The sequence below is a fragment of the Jutongia huaianensis genome, from assembly GCF_014384985.1.
Lineage (GTDB): Bacteria > Bacillota > Clostridia > Lachnospirales > Lachnospiraceae > Jutongia > Jutongia huaianensis.
The window spans coordinates 1-17603 of sequence record NZ_JACRSX010000024.1; the positions used below are offsets into that span (position 1 = coordinate 1).

General features: G+C 40.4%; 19 protein-coding genes and 2 pseudogenes. 18 read left to right on the forward strand and 3 right to left on the reverse strand.

Features of this window, described 5'->3' with window-relative positions; translation table 11 throughout:
• From H8704_RS12880 to H8704_RS12895, 4 genes are all read left to right on the forward strand, one after another.
• Positions 1-284, forward strand: a 284-nt coding sequence (locus H8704_RS12880; RefSeq protein WP_249298527.1) for a hypothetical protein, incomplete at its 5' end; no start/stop codon positions are given.
• The gene (locus H8704_RS12885; protein ID WP_249298529.1) at positions 281-1516 is read left to right on the forward strand and encodes a nucleotidyltransferase domain-containing protein; all 1236 of its coding nucleotides are present in this window, start codon (positions 281-283) and stop codon (positions 1514-1516) included. The genes H8704_RS12880 and H8704_RS12885, both read left to right, overlap by 4 nt.
• Before the next feature lie 131 nt (positions 1517-1647).
• Positions 1648-1917, forward strand: coding sequence for a helix-turn-helix domain-containing protein (locus tag H8704_RS12890; protein WP_249298530.1), 270 nt, complete (start codon positions 1648-1650; stop codon positions 1915-1917).
• A 240-nt stretch (positions 1918-2157) separates the two neighbouring features.
• Positions 2158-3795, forward strand: coding sequence for a DUF2828 family protein (locus tag H8704_RS12895; protein WP_249298531.1), 1638 nt, complete (start codon positions 2158-2160; stop codon positions 3793-3795).
• On the opposite strand, the gene H8704_RS12900 is transcribed toward H8704_RS12895, so the two are convergent.
• Together H8704_RS12900 and H8704_RS12905 are read right to left on the reverse strand one after the other, a co-directional pair.
• Positions 3714-3980: a TetR/AcrR family transcriptional regulator gene (locus tag H8704_RS12900; protein WP_249298532.1), complete on the reverse strand. Its 267-nt coding sequence runs from the start codon at positions 3978-3980 to the stop codon at positions 3714-3716. The two genes, H8704_RS12895 and H8704_RS12900, sit on opposite strands and share 82 nt — an antisense overlap.
• Before the next feature lie 81 nt (positions 3981-4061).
• The gene (locus tag H8704_RS12905; RefSeq protein WP_249298534.1) at positions 4062-5009 is read right to left on the reverse strand and encodes a helix-turn-helix domain-containing protein; all 948 of its coding nucleotides are present in this window, start codon (positions 5007-5009) and stop codon (positions 4062-4064) included.
• Between the two features lie 293 nt (positions 5010-5302).
• Between H8704_RS12905 and H8704_RS12910 the strand changes: the two genes are divergently transcribed.
• Together H8704_RS12910 and feoB are read left to right on the forward strand one after the other, a co-directional pair.
• Positions 5303-5527: a FeoA family protein gene (locus tag H8704_RS12910; RefSeq protein WP_182439821.1), complete on the forward strand. Its 225-nt coding sequence runs from the start codon at positions 5303-5305 to the stop codon at positions 5525-5527.
• Complete coding sequence (feoB, locus tag H8704_RS12915; RefSeq protein ID WP_118689678.1) at positions 5524-7464, forward strand: ferrous iron transport protein B; 1941 nt, start codon at positions 5524-5526, stop codon at positions 7462-7464. Before H8704_RS12910 ends, feoB begins: the two co-directional genes overlap by 4 nt.
• On the opposite strand, the gene H8704_RS14430 is transcribed toward feoB, so the two are convergent.
• Complete coding sequence (locus tag H8704_RS14430) at positions 7414-7881, reverse strand: phage integrase N-terminal SAM-like domain-containing protein (RefSeq protein ID WP_243102163.1); 468 nt, start codon at positions 7879-7881, stop codon at positions 7414-7416. The two genes, feoB and H8704_RS14430, sit on opposite strands and share 51 nt — an antisense overlap.
• On the opposite strand from H8704_RS14430, the pseudogene H8704_RS12925 reads away from it, so the two are divergent.
• The 12 genes and pseudogenes from H8704_RS12925 to H8704_RS12975 all read left to right on the forward strand — a co-directional run.
• Positions 7843-8313, forward strand: a pseudogene (locus tag H8704_RS12925) (Fic family protein); the annotation flags it as partial. The gene H8704_RS14430 and the pseudogene H8704_RS12925 overlap by 39 nt on opposite strands.
• Before the next feature lie 496 nt (positions 8314-8809).
• Positions 8810-10033 (forward strand): ATP-binding protein, encoded by a 1224-nt coding sequence (locus H8704_RS12930; RefSeq protein WP_249298536.1) that lies wholly within the window; start codon positions 8810-8812, stop codon positions 10031-10033.
• Positions 10034-10144: 111 nt separating this feature from the next.
• Entirely contained in the window at positions 10145-10543 is a 399-nt protein-coding gene (locus H8704_RS14305; protein WP_243105582.1) for a helix-turn-helix domain-containing protein, read from the forward strand.
• Positions 10544-10611: 68 nt separating this feature from the next.
• Positions 10612-10998, forward strand: a complete 387-nt coding sequence (locus H8704_RS12940; protein ID WP_182439820.1) for a helix-turn-helix domain-containing protein — start codon at positions 10612-10614, stop codon at positions 10996-10998.
• Positions 10999-11274: 276 nt separating this feature from the next.
• Positions 11275-11529 carry a hypothetical protein gene (locus H8704_RS12945; RefSeq protein WP_022463388.1) on the forward strand — a complete coding sequence of 85 codons (255 nt, stop codon included), beginning with the start codon at positions 11275-11277 and terminating at the stop codon, positions 11527-11529.
• 3 nt (positions 11530-11532) lie between these two features.
• A complete protein-coding gene (locus H8704_RS12950; protein ID WP_118679575.1) occupies positions 11533-11880 on the forward strand; it encodes a type II toxin-antitoxin system RelE/ParE family toxin in 348 nt (115 codons plus the stop codon).
• A gap of 22 nt (positions 11881-11902) precedes the next feature.
• Positions 11903-12025, forward strand: a complete 123-nt coding sequence (locus tag H8704_RS14155) for a hypothetical protein (RefSeq protein ID WP_279220651.1) — start codon at positions 11903-11905, stop codon at positions 12023-12025.
• 28 nt (positions 12026-12053) lie between these two features.
• A pseudogene (locus tag H8704_RS14310) lies at positions 12054-12734 on the forward strand (transposase); the annotation flags it as partial.
• 111 nt (positions 12735-12845) lie between these two features.
• Positions 12846-14693 carry an acyltransferase family protein gene (locus H8704_RS12960; RefSeq protein ID WP_249298537.1) on the forward strand — a complete coding sequence of 616 codons (1848 nt, stop codon included), beginning with the start codon at positions 12846-12848 and terminating at the stop codon, positions 14691-14693.
• A gap of 26 nt (positions 14694-14719) precedes the next feature.
• Positions 14720-15325 carry an RNA polymerase sigma factor gene (locus H8704_RS12965; RefSeq protein WP_022464738.1) on the forward strand — a complete coding sequence of 202 codons (606 nt, stop codon included), beginning with the start codon at positions 14720-14722 and terminating at the stop codon, positions 15323-15325.
• 51 nt (positions 15326-15376) lie between these two features.
• Positions 15377-16273: a DUF4300 family protein gene (locus H8704_RS12970; protein ID WP_249298538.1), complete on the forward strand. Its 897-nt coding sequence runs from the start codon at positions 15377-15379 to the stop codon at positions 16271-16273.
• Positions 16274-16318: 45 nt separating this feature from the next.
• Positions 16319-17212, forward strand: coding sequence for an RsiV family protein (locus H8704_RS12975; protein ID WP_022464740.1), 894 nt, complete (start codon positions 16319-16321; stop codon positions 17210-17212).
• Positions 17213-17603 lie beyond the last annotated feature (391 nt).

Here is a 17603-nt window from a genome sequence, read left to right on the forward strand (position 1 = left end):
GTTTACGGGTAAAACAAATATTAGTAACTATGATAATTGTAGTCGTGTTGTTTGCAGTAATTTATTTTCTTTTTCTGTTTTCCTCTGATCAAGCTTTTATTACAAGAATTGAAAATTCATTTTTGACAAGTGTAAATGCAATTTTGATAGGAAATCTGGATATAGATAAAGTCAAAATGGAAAAGGAAAATTTATTCCAGGCAGTTGTTTTGGTTCAGAATGGGATTGGTATATTATATTTTGCGCTGATTACATCGGCTGTGTATAGGAGGATTGCAAGGTGACTTCTAAAGACGTAATTGATAAAATAAATGAAGAAATTAAAGATGGTTATTTTCCAAAATCAGTACAAGCTATTATTTTATATGGATCTTGTGCACGCGGAACAAATGATGAAAATTCAGATATAGATATTTTAGTAATATGTAAATTTGAATCAGATAAAATGACAAATAAAGTGGAAGAGACTATTTTTAAAGCTCTACAAGGATATAATGTAGACGTATCCATATATGAATCAAAGAAATTTCAGAGATTATTAGAATGTGGCTCTCTATATTTGCACCATATACGGGATGAGGGAAAGATGATATATCAGCGATGTCCCAAATATAGTAAGGAGTATTTATTCGGAAAACTACGTGACTTTAAGGGAATATCAGAGGATATCTTATTATACGAACGAATGATGAAGAAAACAGCGATAAGTCTGAAAGAGAATCACGCTAATTATTTTGATATAAATATGCTATCTCTATTGGCTCGTAATACGATGATACTTATGTGTTATTTTATGGGAAATCCACAATATGGAAAAAAGGAAGTATTTGATGCTTGTAATAATATGTTAGGAGACGAATTTTTATTTGATAAAAACAATTATGACAAGTTGATGGAATATCGTTCATATTATAACAGAAAGAATATTTTTATTACATTGCCGACAGACAAGGAGTGTGGGGGTTATATAAGTCAAGTAGAACAATTGATAATGTTAGCGTTAGAAAAAATGGACATTAAAAATTCGATTGATAGATTATACTATTTGTTTAAGGATAATCCGGGACATAACTTTTACACATCATATGAGGTTTTTAATGATTTTGATAGAGATTTATATTTTGTTTTGAATCAATATATGAAAAAGCAATATAATAGTGTGGTTAATTCTATTACCGAACCTTTTGTCGAAGAACTGATAAAAAAGTATGAAGATGATGACTTTGTAAGATGTGTTTATAATGTGATTTTAGATATAAAAGGGGTAAAAAAGAAAAGTAGTAATTATTCAATTGACTGTCCAGATTTATATACGGAAACAGACGTATTAAATGCTAAAACAATTGGGGGTTATATCAATGATCTTGTTAAAACTATATGTAAAATAAACTTTTTTAACAAACTATTTGGAAGATTTATTAAAGAAGAGAAAGATGATATAATCAAGGAAATGGATTGTTTGAGGGAATACATTAGAGATAATTTATCAGATATCAAAACAGGAAGGCAAATTTAAGCAAATTTAACCAGCAGTTTACAACACAAGATCCATAATTTGTGCTATAATCATTTCCATATTGACACGACAGTATCTGGTACAACAAAATTCTGACAAGCAAATAGTGATTTGAAAGAAGGAGGCACAGTATGGAACGACCGCATTTTGATATTGTGGCAAGCGGAAAGCGAATGAGACAGATTCGCAAGCAGAGGAATCTCTCTGTTAAGCAGGTCATGGAATATATGGGATTTGAATCGACACAGGCCGTATATAAATGGGAAGCAGGAAAATGTTATCCCCAGGCCGACAATCTGGTAGCCTTAGCAATCTTATATCACGTAAGCCCGATGGAGCTTTTAGTGGAGGAGGACCTTGTGTCCTCCTCTGTTTGCGTTCAAGGGAAAATTGCGGCATAGAGAAAATACAGCTGGAATATAAATATGGAGTTTGAAAAAGTGAACTACTGGTTGCTCGACATCTTTCTTCCGGCAGGGTATGATAGGTTCATCAACAAAATACAGACGCATACAGCAGATTATTTGATTAAATTATAATGGATGACAATATATAAAAAAGTTTTATATTTTCTGCGTCTGGTGAAATGACACGGGGGTGACAAATGTTACACCCGTGTTTGCAAATGAAGGAGGGAGACCATGAAAAGAGCATTTTGGTTTGATGAATCCTATACGGATCAGCAAATGGTAGACGCAATGCGCACCAAAAAGATTCACGCAGTTCATTTTATGAAAAGATATAAAAACCGCTCTGTGACGGAAAACGGTGCCATGGGATACCGCACGACCGGTAAAGCATTGCTTGATCTGAATTTCAAGGTTTCCTATTTGAGAGATAGTGATGAGGAATACATAGTCGAAGAATTTATAAAAGCATATCATGAATCGCCAAAGTATGCGGTTAAATGGCTTTTTTACCTGAGAGATATTCTGGAAGGATTGGGGGAGAGAAGAACCTTCCGGATCTGCCTGAAATATTTGGCGAAATCTCATTTTGATATTGCAAAGGCTGTGCTCCCTTATATTCCACAGTATGGCAGATATGATGATGCGCTGGTGTTGCTGGAGACGGAGCTGGCAGGAAACGTGGCATCTATGTATCGCAGACAGCTTGCCCAGGATCTGAAAGACATGGGGCAGCATAGACCGGTTTCGCTTCTGGCAAAATGGCTGCCTAGCATCAATACATCATCTGCGCAGACCAGAAAATACGCAGGAATACTTTGTCGATATTTTCAAATGTCTCCTAAGGTATATCGTCAGACATTATCCAAGCTTCGGGCATACAGTAATGTGGTAGAATCAAAAATGTCTGCATTGAACTGGTCAGAAATTGATTACGAAACCGTTCCGGCGAAGGCGAATATGATATATGATAAAGCGTTTGAAAAACATGATATTTACAGAAGATATTTGTACCTGATTAAAGTGTTTATGGGGGATGGCAAGCTTAATACCAATGGTCTTATGCCGTATGAAATTGTACATCGTATCACGAAAAACGGTTTTTACGGTGGATTGCGGGAGGACAATCTGGCAGAAATGTTGTGGAAAAAAATAATTGAGGATGGCTTCAAAAATGAGTGGGGGTTCGAGGATGCCATTGTTGTGGCGGATGGCTCCGGAAGTATGTATGCTAAGGCGTCCGGCAGCAGTTCCGTCCTGGCGATAGAAATCTGTAATTCTCTTGCGATTTATTTTGCAGAGCAGCTCAAAGGTGTTTTTCACAATAAGGCCATTACCTTCAGCGGACATCCGGAGTTTATCGATCTGCAGGACGATACAAGCCTGAGGGACAAGCTGGAGATCATGCGTGCCTATAGTGACGTTGCCAATACAAATATAGAGGCAGTTTTTAATCTGATTCTTGACATGGCAAAATGTCAAAATGTCCCAAGAGAAGAGCTTCCGAAGCAGGTGTTGATCATATCGGATATGGAGTTTGATCAGGCCACTGCTTCCGGTTACGTGCCGTGGGAAAATGAAAAATGGGACAGACCCAATGAGACATTATTTCGAAAGATTGAAAGGAGATACCAAGAAAACGGCTATCGAATGCCTCGTCTTATCTTCTGGAATGTGTGTGGACGGACAAATACGATACCAAAAGTAGACAACGAGGAAGGCTTGTGCCTTCTTTCGGGATTTTCTCAAAACGCTATGAGGGTGGCGGCGAATAAACAAAAAAAGGATCCTTATGAGGCACTGATCGCATTGCTGGATTCGCCGAGATACCGGGTGATCGGGGAGGCAATTAAGATTGAAGATAATCCCTGAACGGTCTTGTCTAGCAGTGTGCAAAAGAGATCTTCTTTTGCCTTGTAATGTTCATAAAATGCACCGAGAGCGAAACCGGCATCAGAAACAATCTTACGTAGGGAAGCACTTTTGAACCCGTAATTTAAAAAATGCTTTTTGGCACTTGCCAGTATCAGTTCCTGTGTTTCTGTATAGTCTGTCATTACAATCGCCTCATATATCACTGATATATAAAGTTTGGTGGATAGGATTGGGAAAGTCGAGGGGGAAATAATGGAACAGTCTTACGGGAGATGTTTATTTCTTCGATAATCCAATGGCTTCATGTGGTAGAAATCTTTAAAAACCTTTGCAAACCGCCCCTGGTTTACATATCCGCAGGCTCTTGCTATGTCTGAAATATTTTGGTCAGATTCTGAAAGTAATTTAGCTGCCAGTTCCATGCGCTTATGGTTCAAATATGTGGAAAGATTCATACCATAAACAGAACGGAAATAATTTTTGAGGCTTGTCTCACTGACACTCAGGGAAGCAGCTATGCGGGCTGCCGAAATGTGACGGCTGAGATCCGTGAGAAGAATTTCCTGAGCTTTTTTTGCAAGTGCAGCCTGTGTACGGGTAAGAAATGGCTGTGAGCTTTGCATCAGGAGTCTGTGATCTGCCAGATGTAAAAGAATCTGCAGGCACAGTAGCCGGATATTCCCAACAGAATAAATCTGACGGTTCTGCTCCAACAACTTCCACAGCGTAAGAAATGGTTCAGATGTGATACAGGAAACAGCTTTCTCATAGAAATCGGAAAGCTGTTCAAAATCAATGGCGAACCGTTTCAGTATCTGTCTGGTTTCTTCGGTAAAGGTATCCGGCATGGCATAGATCTCCCAGCCCTGATAGAACCCGGATGGGTAATAAAAGGAATCCTGAACCATTTGGGTGCTGACGCTCATATGATTTTTATCTATGTAGCTGTAATTGTCCTCGGATAAATGAAATTCGCAGCGCCCTTCAAGACAAAAATTCACAATCAGTAAATGTTCGAAAGATAGGCCGCCAGATACGGGGACGGTAGTCGTGTGGATATCATTGAAGGCAAGGTAGATTCCCGGAAGAATGGAATAATAGGTCAGTGCCATATATCCGTCCGGCATTTCCTGATAAATCTCTATCTGCTCTTTTTTGCCCTGTAAGAACATTTGGATATCTTCGTTAAAAGCTAAATTATCTTTTTTCATAGATCAGGTCATCTCCTTATCTTTATGCCCGCAGGCAGAATCATGTCCTGCTGTTCCTAATTATTGCAGTCATTTATTTTTTAATAGTATTATAGCAAAGAATGAAAGTGATTCACAGGAACAAAAATAAGAAAATGCTAAACAGACCTTTTTTACCGGAACTGGTATAGATTTATTTTCTTATATACCGTAAGCTTTATACAAGAGTTAGAAGCAACGAACTTATAGGTGTAAAAGGATAGGGTATCATCCGATTCATAAACGCTACAGTGATGCTGAAAAGGAGGAGGAAAATGAGATTATCAGAAGTAACAGAGGGCAGCAAGGTAAAAGTAAATGCTATTTTGGGAAAACGTCATCTGCTCTCCAGACTGATCGGAGTGGGACTCGCAGAAGGAGCTCTGCTTCAGGTAGTGCAAAATGAAAAAGGGCAGCCGGTATTATTTTACTGTAGGGATTCTGTTATTGTATTAAGCGAGAAAGACTGTAAAAAAATTGAAGTGGAGGTACGACAATGAAGGAAAAAATGATTGCATTACTGGGACAGCCAAATTGTGGTAAATCCTCCGTGTTCAATGGACTGACAGGTTCCCATCAGCATGTAGGAAACTGGCCGGGAAAGACAGTAGAACATAAGGAAGGAATCTTTCGGTTTGGGGGAGAAACATACCGGGTAGTAGACTTGCCGGGAAGCTACAGTTTATCAGCCGGTTCGGATGAGGAAGTTATCACGACAGAGTACATAAGATCCGGAGAGGCAGATCTTGTAGCGATACTTGTGGACAGTTCTCAGCTGGAACGTTCCCTTTATATGGTAGCGGATTTTGTTGGCATAAAAATTCCGGTTCTGCTGATCCTGAATATGATGGATGTTGCAGAGCAGAAAGGAATAGAGATTCATACCGAGATACTTCAGGAAAAGCTTGGGATTCCTGTGATCGGATTCGTGGCTGCTGAGAACAGGGGATATGGAAATCTCAAAGAGCAGATTGCGGAAGCATTGAAAAATCCCCGGATGATGGAACAATCCCTGCTGATGGAACGTTATGCCGGAGATTCTTCTATTCCTTTCTCGGAAATGATTGCAAGGGAAAAGGGAACGGGCATATATACAAGAGAGAAGCAGGCAATTCTGGCTTTTGAGAAGGAAGACAAAAATCTGATGCGGTCAGGCAGGAATAAATACGACTTCATTGATATGCTGTTGGATGGAGCTGTCAAAAAGACGAAGGTAAAATCAGGACTTGAGCGGTTTGACAGGAAAGCACTTGGCAGGCATTCCGGTAAGTGGATTGCTTTCGGTATAATCCTTGCTGGCATGGCAGGAGCAATGCTGATCGCTTCACCGATCATGGTACTTGGTTTTGCGATTCCTGGTGGACTCACACCGCTTTTGGAAAAGCTGATGAATATGTTTGGCGTGTGGAAACCTCTTGCAGAGCTTGTATGCGTGGTTCTGCCAAATGTGCTGGCGTTTACCATTGCCATGGCTGGATTTGTGCTTGGCGTTACGTTTATATTCGCATTGATTGAAGATGTCGGGTACATGGCCCGTATTGCGGTAGTGTTTAATAAAGCCATGGAAAGACTGGGACTGCAGGGAAAAAGCGTGTGCTCGTTTCTGATGAGTCTTGGCTGCAACATGGCAGGAGTTGCGGGAAGCCGTGTAATTGACAGTACCGGTCAGAGGTTCCTTACCATGATTCTGGTATGGAGCATCCCATGTGGTTCCACCTTGTCCCTGGCACCGATGCTGGCATCCATTTTCTTCGGACCGCTGGGCAGTTTTCTGGTGCTGTTGTTTATGCTGGTGATTACGCTTGGTTCTATGTTCCTTGCCTCGAAGATTTTTGGCAGACAGTTGATCGGGGAAGAGGATGAGCATGGTATTATCATGGAACTTCCACCTTATCATAAACCAAAATGGGGACATATTGTGCGGATGACGCTTGCAAAAGCGAAGGATATTTTTGTTCGTGCTTTTCGTGTGATTTTTCTCGTGTCAGTTGTTTTCTACCTGCTTTCCTACAGCTGGTTTGGAAATATAAGTATTCTTGCGGCGTTTGGACAGCTGATCGCTCCGGTAACAGAGTTCTTTGGAATGACATGGCAGATGTTTATGGCATATCTTTCTTCCATGGTAACTAAGGAATCCCTGTTGGGAGTGATCAATGCACTTTATAATAATTCTGATGTGGTATCAGCGGCATTCAATGCCAAATCCACAGGCATGACAGAGGGCATGGCACAGCTTCTTCCGCAGGTGATCAGCAAACCACAGGCACTGGGGTTTATTATGGCAATTGTATTTAATGTGCCATGCACGATGACGGTGGCAGCAACTTTCCAGGAGAATCATTCAAAAAAATGGATTGCTTTGCCGGTATTATATTATCTTGTGTTTTCACTGATTCTTTCCTGTGTGTTTTACCACATCGGAATGCTGATCTGGTAACATTATATGATGAAGTATGAGTAAGCCGGAGGAGTTGATCCGGGTATAAGAAAGAGAAAACCTGAAAGGAAGATATTCATCAAACTTTCGTTTCGGGAGCTGATTATCGTCCCAGGGTTTATGTAAAACATAGATGGTGAAGAAACGAAGCTGGGAAATGGCGGCATTAACGGTTCTTTCAGAAAGATTTCGTTCTTTTTGAAGCCACTTGATATAATCACGCAGATCCTGCCAGGAAACATCTTCGGGAGATTTGCGAATTATGTATTGTTGATGTAAAGCTGATTGTCTTTGTCTCGGACGAATCCCCAGTGGAGGGAATGCTCCGCAGCATAGTTCTTGAATGACTTCTCGCAGTTTGACGAGAATCTTGGCACGAGGGCAGCCCTGACGGAGAAATTTATCAAAGAACTTCACTTGATTTTGAAGAATGGCACCAGCGATTCCAGAAAAGATTGGTTTGCCGTTGGGGATTATAAGAAACTTCCGAATGAAGTCGGTGGCATGGATACAGCCCTTCCGGAAGAAGTTGCCGATAAAATGAAGATCTTGCTGACGGAATACAACGCCAAAGAAGAAAAGACCTTTGCAGATATTCTGGATTTTTATGTGAAGTTAGAGCGGATTCATCCGTTCCAGGACGGCAACGACCGAGTGGGAAGACTGATTATGTTTAAGGAGTGTCTGAAATACAATATTGTTCCATTCATTATTGAGGGCAATCTGAAAATGTTCTATTACCGTGGATTGAAGGAATAGGACAACGAAAAAGGTTATCTGACAGATATCTGTCTGGCAGCGCAAGATAAATATAAAGCATATTTGGATTATTTTAGGATTGAATATTAAACGAGCTAATTTCCAGACTATATAATAGGGAAAATGACTTTTGGAAAAAGGCAAACAAAGAATTGAATTATAAATGGAGAAAGTGGATATGAATGCAACAATGATAAAAATACTATTCATTTGCCACGGCAGGACTTTGAAAGGTCTTATAAATCAAGGAATAATGGGGCAAAACGGGGCATAGTATGGTAGTCAGAACATTTTGGAACTACGGTAATACTACGAATGGAAAAATGAAAAATAGGAAATGTGGATAATCGTTAAAATATGAGATGCTATCGTTAGAAGGTAGGGGTAATCGTTGGGGAGCAGCAGTAATATTTTGAAAAAAGTCAGACAGAAACTAATCCATATGTACCGCTGAGGTAGAATAAAGCAAGCACATTTCGGCTAAAATATAAATAAAATAGAAATTAGCCAAATTGTGCTTGTGTTTTTATAGTGGTTCGGCTAAAATATAACAAGAATGTGAATCAGCCGAAAAGAGGTTTTGGATATGAGTTATATAAAAAGAAATTTGGAGAATGTGATAAATCAGGTTACAAATGAATACCCAGTGGTTCTTGTTACAGGTTCGAGACAGGTGGGGAAGACTACAATGTTGCAGAAGTTAATGGAAGGCACGAAAAGGGGATATGTTACTCTGGATGATTTGAATGAAAGAGCTCTTGCAAAGTCTGACCCGGAATTATTCCTGCAATTGCACAAGCCGCCTGTATTAATTGATGAAGTTCAGTATGCACCGGAACTATTTGCTTATATTAAAATGAATGTAGATAAAAATCATAAACCAGGGGCTTTTTGGTTGACTGGATCACAGATATTCAAACTGATGAGGGGAGTACAGGAATCGTTGGCAGGCAGAGTGGCCGTGCTATCTCTTACTTCTCTATCACAGGCAGAAATAGCAGGTGCTGAGATGGAGCCGTTTACCATAGAGATGGAGATGCTTGCTGCAAGGAAGGCAGGCAGAACAGAAATGGATACCAGAGGTGTTTTTGAACGTATTTATAAGGGCTCCATGCCTGCGATTGTAAGTGGTGTGAATAGTAATAGCCAGATTTTTTACAGCAGTTATTTGTCTACTTATATTGAGCGTGATGTTAAAGAATTATCGGATGCTATTGATTCGCTTAAATTTCTTCGATTTATTACTGCGGTGGCAGCAAGATGTGGTCAAATGGTTAATGTGGCAGAAATTGCAAGGGATGCGGATATTAACCAGACACAGGCGAAGGATTGGCTGGGGATTCTGGAAACTCTGGGAATTATTTTTTACCTTCGTCCGTATTCCAACAATCTGCTGAAGCGTCTTGTGAAAACTCCCAAGTTGTATTTTTACGATACGGGATTGGTATGTTATTTGACAAAATGGAGCAGTGCTGAAACGTTAGAAAGTGGGGCTATGAACGGCGCAATTTTAGAAAATTATGTGGTTGCAGAAATTAGAAAAACATACCTGAACTGTGGAAAGGATCCATACATGTATTATTACCGTGACAAAGATGCTAAAGAAATAGATGTTGTATTAGAACATGATGGAATATTAAATCCAATTGAAATTAAGAAAACCTCAAATCCAGGAACAGAATTGACAAAGGTATTTGGGTTGCTTGATAAGGCATCAACACCACGCTCGAAAGGTGCGGTTGTCTGCATGAAGCCTGCACTTGGTGCAATTGATAGGGATAACTATATCGTACCGGTTTGGATGATATAAGGTGGTTATTGATGACTCAACCTATGGTAGAATCACAAAAATCAACTGATAGTTCGTGTAAATTTGCATCTAATTCAGCTATGATTGAGCGGTGAAAGGAGGTTGCCCGGTATGAATCAAATTAAAATAGGAAAATTTATTGCATCATGTAGAAAAGAGCAGGGCATGACTCAAGCAAATCTTGCAGAAAAGCTCGGAATAACTGACAGGGCAGTGTCAAAATGGGAGAACGGGAAGTCAATGCCGGATTCTGGAATTATGTTGGAATTGTGTGAACTTTTGGAAATCAATGTCAATGAACTTTTGTCGGGTGAAAAGATTGATATGAATAATTATGAGGAAAAGACGGAGGAAAACTTGCGGCAAGTACTTAATAGAGTTGAGAAGATTTTAAATGAAAATCGAGTTTTAAAGCTTGCTATTACAATTCTTTTGATTATAATAGCTATGTTTGTTGCATTTGAGTTTGGTGAAGATATTGGAAGGTTTATTTATACTATTTTCCATTGACAACTTTTAGATTTAATTTGTAATACTCGGGAGGAGAAGGTATGACTTTTGGAGAATGATTGTATGAATTGCGGAATAAAAAGAATATATCCCAAGAAGATCTTGCAGAGGTTTTGGATGTTTCCAGACAGTCGATTTCTAAATGGGAAAATGATAAGGCATATCCTGAAATGACAAGATTATTGTTTATGAGTGACTATTTTGATGTTTCATTAGATTATCTGATGCGTGGAATTGATAAAGAAGATAATGAGGGAAAAGTAACAGAGAAATATAAGACAAAGAATATTTTGCTAGTGTGGAATGATTTTTTGTCTAACTTATCAAAAAAACAAAAGGCTTTATTTATGCTGTTGTATATTTTAATCATTTGTGCATTAGTTTCGTTTGTTGTAAGTGTTATATATTGTGGTGGATATGAAATAGGAAAATTCATTGGATATCTGATGGAATGACCTGTGGTGTAGTGGTGCAACCAGTGGTAATGACAGAAATTTTGACTACGGTTTTACTACGAATGATGTGGGTGTTGTTGGAGAGTGTAGTGAATGTGAAGTACAGTAGAAAAACGGTAGCATCTGGTTCGTTTGAATCAGGTGCTTATTTGATGCAGTTTAATATTTGCTGTAAATATGCACGCAAATATTGTTGCACAACATAAACCTCGTTGGTATAATAATATTGATAAGTTGGAATTATTTTTGATTGATATGTGAAATGGAGGAATTGTTATGCCAAACATTAAACCAGTATCGGATCTTAGAAATTATACAGAAGTATTAAAGGAAGTTGATGTGTCTAACAGAGTATATTTAACACGTAATGGACATGGCCAGTATGGAATCCTGACAATGGCAGAGATTGATGAGCTTGATAGATATCGAGCTGCATATACACTGTTTTCAAAACTGAAAAGCTCAGAGGAGCGTGCGAATAAAGAGGGATGGATTTCTGCAGATGATTTAGAAAAAGAACTGGGGGTATAGAATTTGAAGAGATTAGTATATTCACCAGATGCGGCGCAGAAATTACGTAATATCAAACGTGATGTAACGATAAATTTTGGCGCAGATGTAGCAAAACATGTTGTGTCAAATATGACGCAGACGATGCGACGATTACAGAGATATGAACAGTCTGGAATATCAGTAGAAAAGGCAATAGGTGTGCCATGTGATTATCTGATGGTATATACAGAACATAACTACGCATTTTATAGGATTACAGATGACTCAATCTATATTGTAGATATCTTCCATGAGAGAGAAGACTTTATGTGGAAGTTATTTGGAATACGAACAGCATCCCAGGAAACAGAAGATTATTGGAATGAATAAACTAAACAGGAGGAAAATTTAAATGGCTTTAATAGGTACATATTATACGATAGAACCTAAAGATTGGTTGTTTTCAACGCATGGAGATGTTGTTGAAGCAAATCTGCTTGCCCATAAGGATGACGATCATCTGCCGTTTTTGTAAGTCCTATAATCTGCCGCCGCCGCGACGTTACAAAAAATGCGCCAGAAAAGATTATCTGGCATTTGCCAGAAGCAAAAAAACACAGTGCAAAGAAAATACGGAAAGCCCTGCGAAAACAGCTTGGTTATGTTGCAAGGGACATACGGTATCTGGAAGAGTTCATGAGTAACGGATATGCAGCAACAGAAAAAGAAGCAGGTCTGTATCTGACGATCACTGCATTGTATGAGCAGCAAAAATATATGTACGGAAGGATCGAAAAAATATCTTTCGAAGCGTATAACGAGAGCACCTGTCTGACAGAGGCTGTGGAACGGTTCAAGGAAAGAACCGGTTACTATCCAAACCGGGTACTGGCAAATCAGATATATCGGACAAGAGCGAACCGGAGTTATTGCAAAGAACATGGCATCCGTTTGTCAGGTCCAAAACTTGGGCGACCGGGAGTGAATGTAAAAGTGGATAAAAACAGGAATATCAGGATAATACCGACAGGATCGAAGTGGAACGTACATTTCGCTTAAGCAAACGTTGTTACGGAATGAGCTGTATTACCACCAAGCTGGAGAAAACCCAGCTTACATCCATCGCATTATCCGTATTTGTCACAAATCTGTTTAAGATGCAGAGACGAATACTTTTTGCCTTTTTACATCTGCACCGGATTTGGGACAGATATAGGATTGTAAATCTGTGTCTTTCTGTTTAATCAGCAGACACTAAATAAAAAATTAAAAAAATGTAACCTTTTGTTTCAAATTGCTGTCATAATATATAGCGCGCGAAAAAAGCCTTATTGAAGTAGGAAGGAAGCAGGAAAATGAAGGAACAAAAGAAAAAACGGCACATAGAAGGGATGGATGCGTTAAGAGGGTTTGCTATATTGGGAGTTGTCCTTTACCATGTAATGCCAGGACGGTTTCCGGGCGGCTTTCTCGGAGTCAATATGTTTTTAGTACTGTCCGGCTATCTGATCTATAAAACATCCGTATGGGATCTGGAACATGGGGTATATGCAGCAGGCAGATTTTATAAGAAGCGCTGTATGAGGATTTATCCGCCTCTGCTCATTATGATTATTGCAGTGTGGGGCATTCTGGCGGTCAGTATGCCGGAGGTGGCAAAGGGCAAGGGCGGTGAAGTATTAAGCGTTGTCGGGGGATATAACAATTTCTGGCAGATCCAGCAGAATGCATCTTATTTCGCAAGGATGAGCCAGCAGTCACCATACACACATCTGTGGGCGATTGCCATAGAAATGCAGTTTTATCTTATGTGGCCGCTGTTGTTTTGGCTTCTTCGGAAACTGAAGAAGCATACATCCATGACGGCTGCCAGAACAGCAGTGCTTGTTCTGGTGATTCTTGGTGGACTTCGTATGAGCATTATCTACCGTCCGACAGAGGATGTATCAAGGCTTTATTATGGGACAGATACAAGAATATATGCCCTGTTTTTGGGAATATTTATTGCAATGATTCAGAAGAATGTGATATCTTTTGTACAAAGAAGGCTGCCGCTATGGTTTAGAAACAGCCTGATAGCAGCAGGGCTCGTGGTGATGACGGGAACCTATTTCATAGCGGAAGGGCAGATGCCGTATATATACCAAGGGGGAATGTTTGCAGATGGGATACTTTGTGCATTGATTCTTTTGCTGATTCCGGCGGGAAGTATGGGGAAATGGCTGGACAAAAGTCCCTTTGCCCTGGTAGGAAGAATAAGTTATGAGCTTTATCTGTGGATGTATCCGATCATTTTTCTGTTTGGGTATTATAAGAAAAACTTTGGCCCGGTATCCTGGTGTGTACAGATGATACTGATGGTTTTTGCGGCATCTGCGATGCATGGACTGATGGTATTTTTTCAATATAAGAAAAAACAGAACCCGAAGGGGAATGGTGTTGTCATAGGTTATACCAGCACCGGATTCTCTGTAGCCTGTATTGTACTGGCTGTCTGTGTAATCACTGCGTATCAGCTGCCGGGGGAAGCTGCGAAGGATACTGCCGTAAAAGCACAGGCAATGTCACAGCAACAACACAGGATGATTGCTGACGAGGGACAAGCTTCAAAAGAGAAAGCACCGGCTGCCGGGAAAGCGGAAAAAATAAAAAAGGCTCCCTTAGAGAAAACGGATCAAGATGACGATGCTGGCATCCGTGGGCAGAGTATTACCGCAATTGGTGATTCCGTTCTGCTTGGTGCTTCCAAAGAAGTAAAGAAAAAGCTGCCGGACTGTCTGATTGATGCCAAGGTATCCAGACAAGTTATTCAGGCGAAGGATATTGTTGAAGACCTGAAATCAAAAGGAAAATTAGGAGATACGGTCGTGCTTGCGCTGGGAACGAACGGAACCTTTTCTGATGCTACCGGCAAAGAGCTGATCCGTGCGATTGGAAAGGATCGGAAGATTTATTGGGTCACAGCTTTCGGGGAGCATTTGCAGTGGCAGGAAGAGTCTAATCACCAGATCCGATCCGTGGCAGAGCAATACCGGAATGTGCAGATTATTGACTGGGCATCTCTTGCAGAAGGGCACCCAAATTGGTTTGTATCCGATGGAGTACATCTGACCTCTTCCGGATGCAAAGCCTATGCAAAACTATATTATGATGCAATCGACAACAACAGCCAGAAATGCATTACAAAGAATCAGGAGGAATAGGTCTGCAGTAGCAAAAGGAGGAAAAAATGGCAGAATCATCATACAATTCAAAGGGGGAACAAATGGCATGGGAGGATCGGGAGATTATTGCGCAATTTCTGTGCCGTGATGAGGCTGCCATTAAAAATACTGCGGACAAGTATGAAAGATATTGCAGTTCCATCGCCTATCGTATTTTAGGAAATGGAGAGGATGTCAGGGAGTGCCTGAATGATACTTGGATGAAGCTGTGGGAGTCCATTCCGCCGACAGTACCTGAGATTTTGTCGGCATATGTGGGCAAAATCACCAGAAATCTGGCAATCAACCGATATGATCATCTGCATGCCGGAAAACGCTGTGGGGACAGTGTGGATCAGTCGTTGGAGGAATTAAAGGAGTGTGTATCGTTGGCACATGATAATGTGAGAGAGGAAATGGACCGGAAGGATCTGGAGGAAGCAATCAACCGGTATCTGGACGGACTGCCGTCAAAAAAACGACAGATCTTTGTCCGAAGGTATTTTTATCTGGATGAGATATACCAGATCGCAGAGCATTTTCATATGACGGAGTCCGCAGTCAAGGTGGGATTGCACCGTATGCGGAAGTCCTTAAAGATACATTTGCAAAAGGAAGGATATCATATTTAGAAACAAGCCTGTGAAAAAATCAGGACTGCATCAAGAAATGAGGTAATAGTTATGTCAAAGAAAAAGATATTGTGTTATGTTTTATTAACTGCAATATTAGTTAATATGTTTGCGGCAGGAGAGGTGTCTGTGGCGGCAGAACAACAGCAGCCGGAATATTCCAATCTTGTAGATGCAAAGTCACGAAAAGAAGTAAGGAGTGCTCTTTTGTCAGCGGGAATCTCCGCCAAAACAGCAGATGTCTGGCTGAAGGATGTCGTAAGCTACAATAAAACCATCAAAAATACCAGTCTGGTAAAAAAAGGCTTCAAAAAGATGGGAAAAAAGCCACCGGTATATAATGAAAACCGGATCAGTAAGCTCTGGCTGAAGAAAAATAAACTGTTTATCGGTTATAACTGTAGGATCACTGCCTATGATCTGATGAAGGACTATATTAAGGTCGGCAATACCGGAAAAGCGAATCCATCGCAGCTGTTTATGGATCAGGATGCGTTAAAGAATGCACCGACGAAGAAGTTTTCAGGAAAGCAGAGAAAAGCCTTTGAAAGTGTATTCTCTACGGTACAGACGCAATATACGAAGAATGTGGCAACACATGCAGCAATCTGGGCAAAGGATTGGAAAAACAAAAAGATTTCTGTTTCCGGTAAGACAAAGGCAACCCTGATCAGTGTCGTTTTGCATTCCAGTTTCAGCAAAACGGAAAACGAATTGTTTGTGGGTCATACCGGCGTGCTGGTGCCGACAAAGAATCATAAATATCTGTTTATTGAAAAGCTGTCCTTTCAGCTTCCTTATCAGGTAACCCGTTTTGAAAGTAAAGAACAGCTGAATGATTATCTGATGGGAATGTATGACACGGAATGGGGACAGGATACGGCAAAGCCATTTATTATGGAAAATACAAAGCTGATGAAGGAATATCATGCAGTGTCTGACCGATAGAACGGATAGTAGCGAATTTTCAAATGTATGGAATGGAGGAATCAGATGAGCCGAAGGATTAAAAATACAATCAGCACCAAGGAACTGCTGCAGGCAATGGGAGGCATACGGGACTGCTATGTGAAGGAGGCAGATTATGCTGCTTGTGCTGTCAGGAAGCAACAACCTCACAGATGGTATGTTGCTGCCGGCATGGCAGCCATGCTGGCATTGAGTATTCTGCTTCCAAATCTTAATAAAGCAACGGCTCATGCCATGCAGAGTCTGCCGGTGATAGGAGAATACTTTAAGCTGGTTACATTCCGGGAATACCGGTTTGATGATGGAAGGCATAGCGCAGACGTAAAATGGAACAAAATCTACGCAGATAGAGCGGGGACGGATGACTCTGAGGAAGCCGGAAAACAGGCGCACAAATCAGCCAAAGAGATCAATGCGCAGATGGAGCAAAAGACCGAGAAGCTGCTCAAAGAATTTAAGAAGCAGGTCGGGGCATTAGGCTACTCCTCTCTGACCGTGGACAGCAAGGTGGTCACGAACTCCTCGAAATATTATTGTGTTATGCTGTCTGCGTTCTCCTCCCAGGCAGATGGATACCAGGCGGATGCCTTCTATACGATAGAAAAGAGTACCGGAAAACTGCTGGAATTATCGGATCTGTTCCCGGAGAATGTGGATTATGTAGATGTACTTACGGCACAGATCAAGAAACAGATGCGCCAAAATATGAAAAAGGATGAAAATAATGTGTATTTTCTGGATACAGATACACCGGCAGCATTGTTTGACAAGATTGATGAAAACCAACAGTTTTATATCAATGGAAAAGATGAAATAGTGATCTGCTTTGCAGAGGGGGATGTAGCACCGGCTTCTATGGGAACACTTCATTTTGTTATCCCGCAAAAAGTGGTGAAAGAACTTCAAAAAAATCAATGATGATTTCCGTATGGGAATGGGAGCTGTAATAAAAATCTGGGGGAGGGTATAGCCTGTTTTTATCCGTTATATACTTTCAGTTCATTCGTGAAAAGTATAACAAGTTGTATAAGGAACCATTACCAACAGCCACTCCGCATGTGTGCAGGCATACCTTTTGTACTAAGATGGAAAAGTCCGGAATGAATCCGGCAAAGCTAAAGCATATTATGGGCACAAGCAATTTTCAGGTGTGCGAAGTTTGAGCTATTTAATTTTTAACTTCATAATGACAAGGTGCAAAAACCTTGATTTAGCAGGCTTTGTGGCATGTTCGGATAACTGAAAAATGAGATTTACAACTGATTTACAATTTTTTAATTTAGCCATGATACGAGAATGATAACCCCAG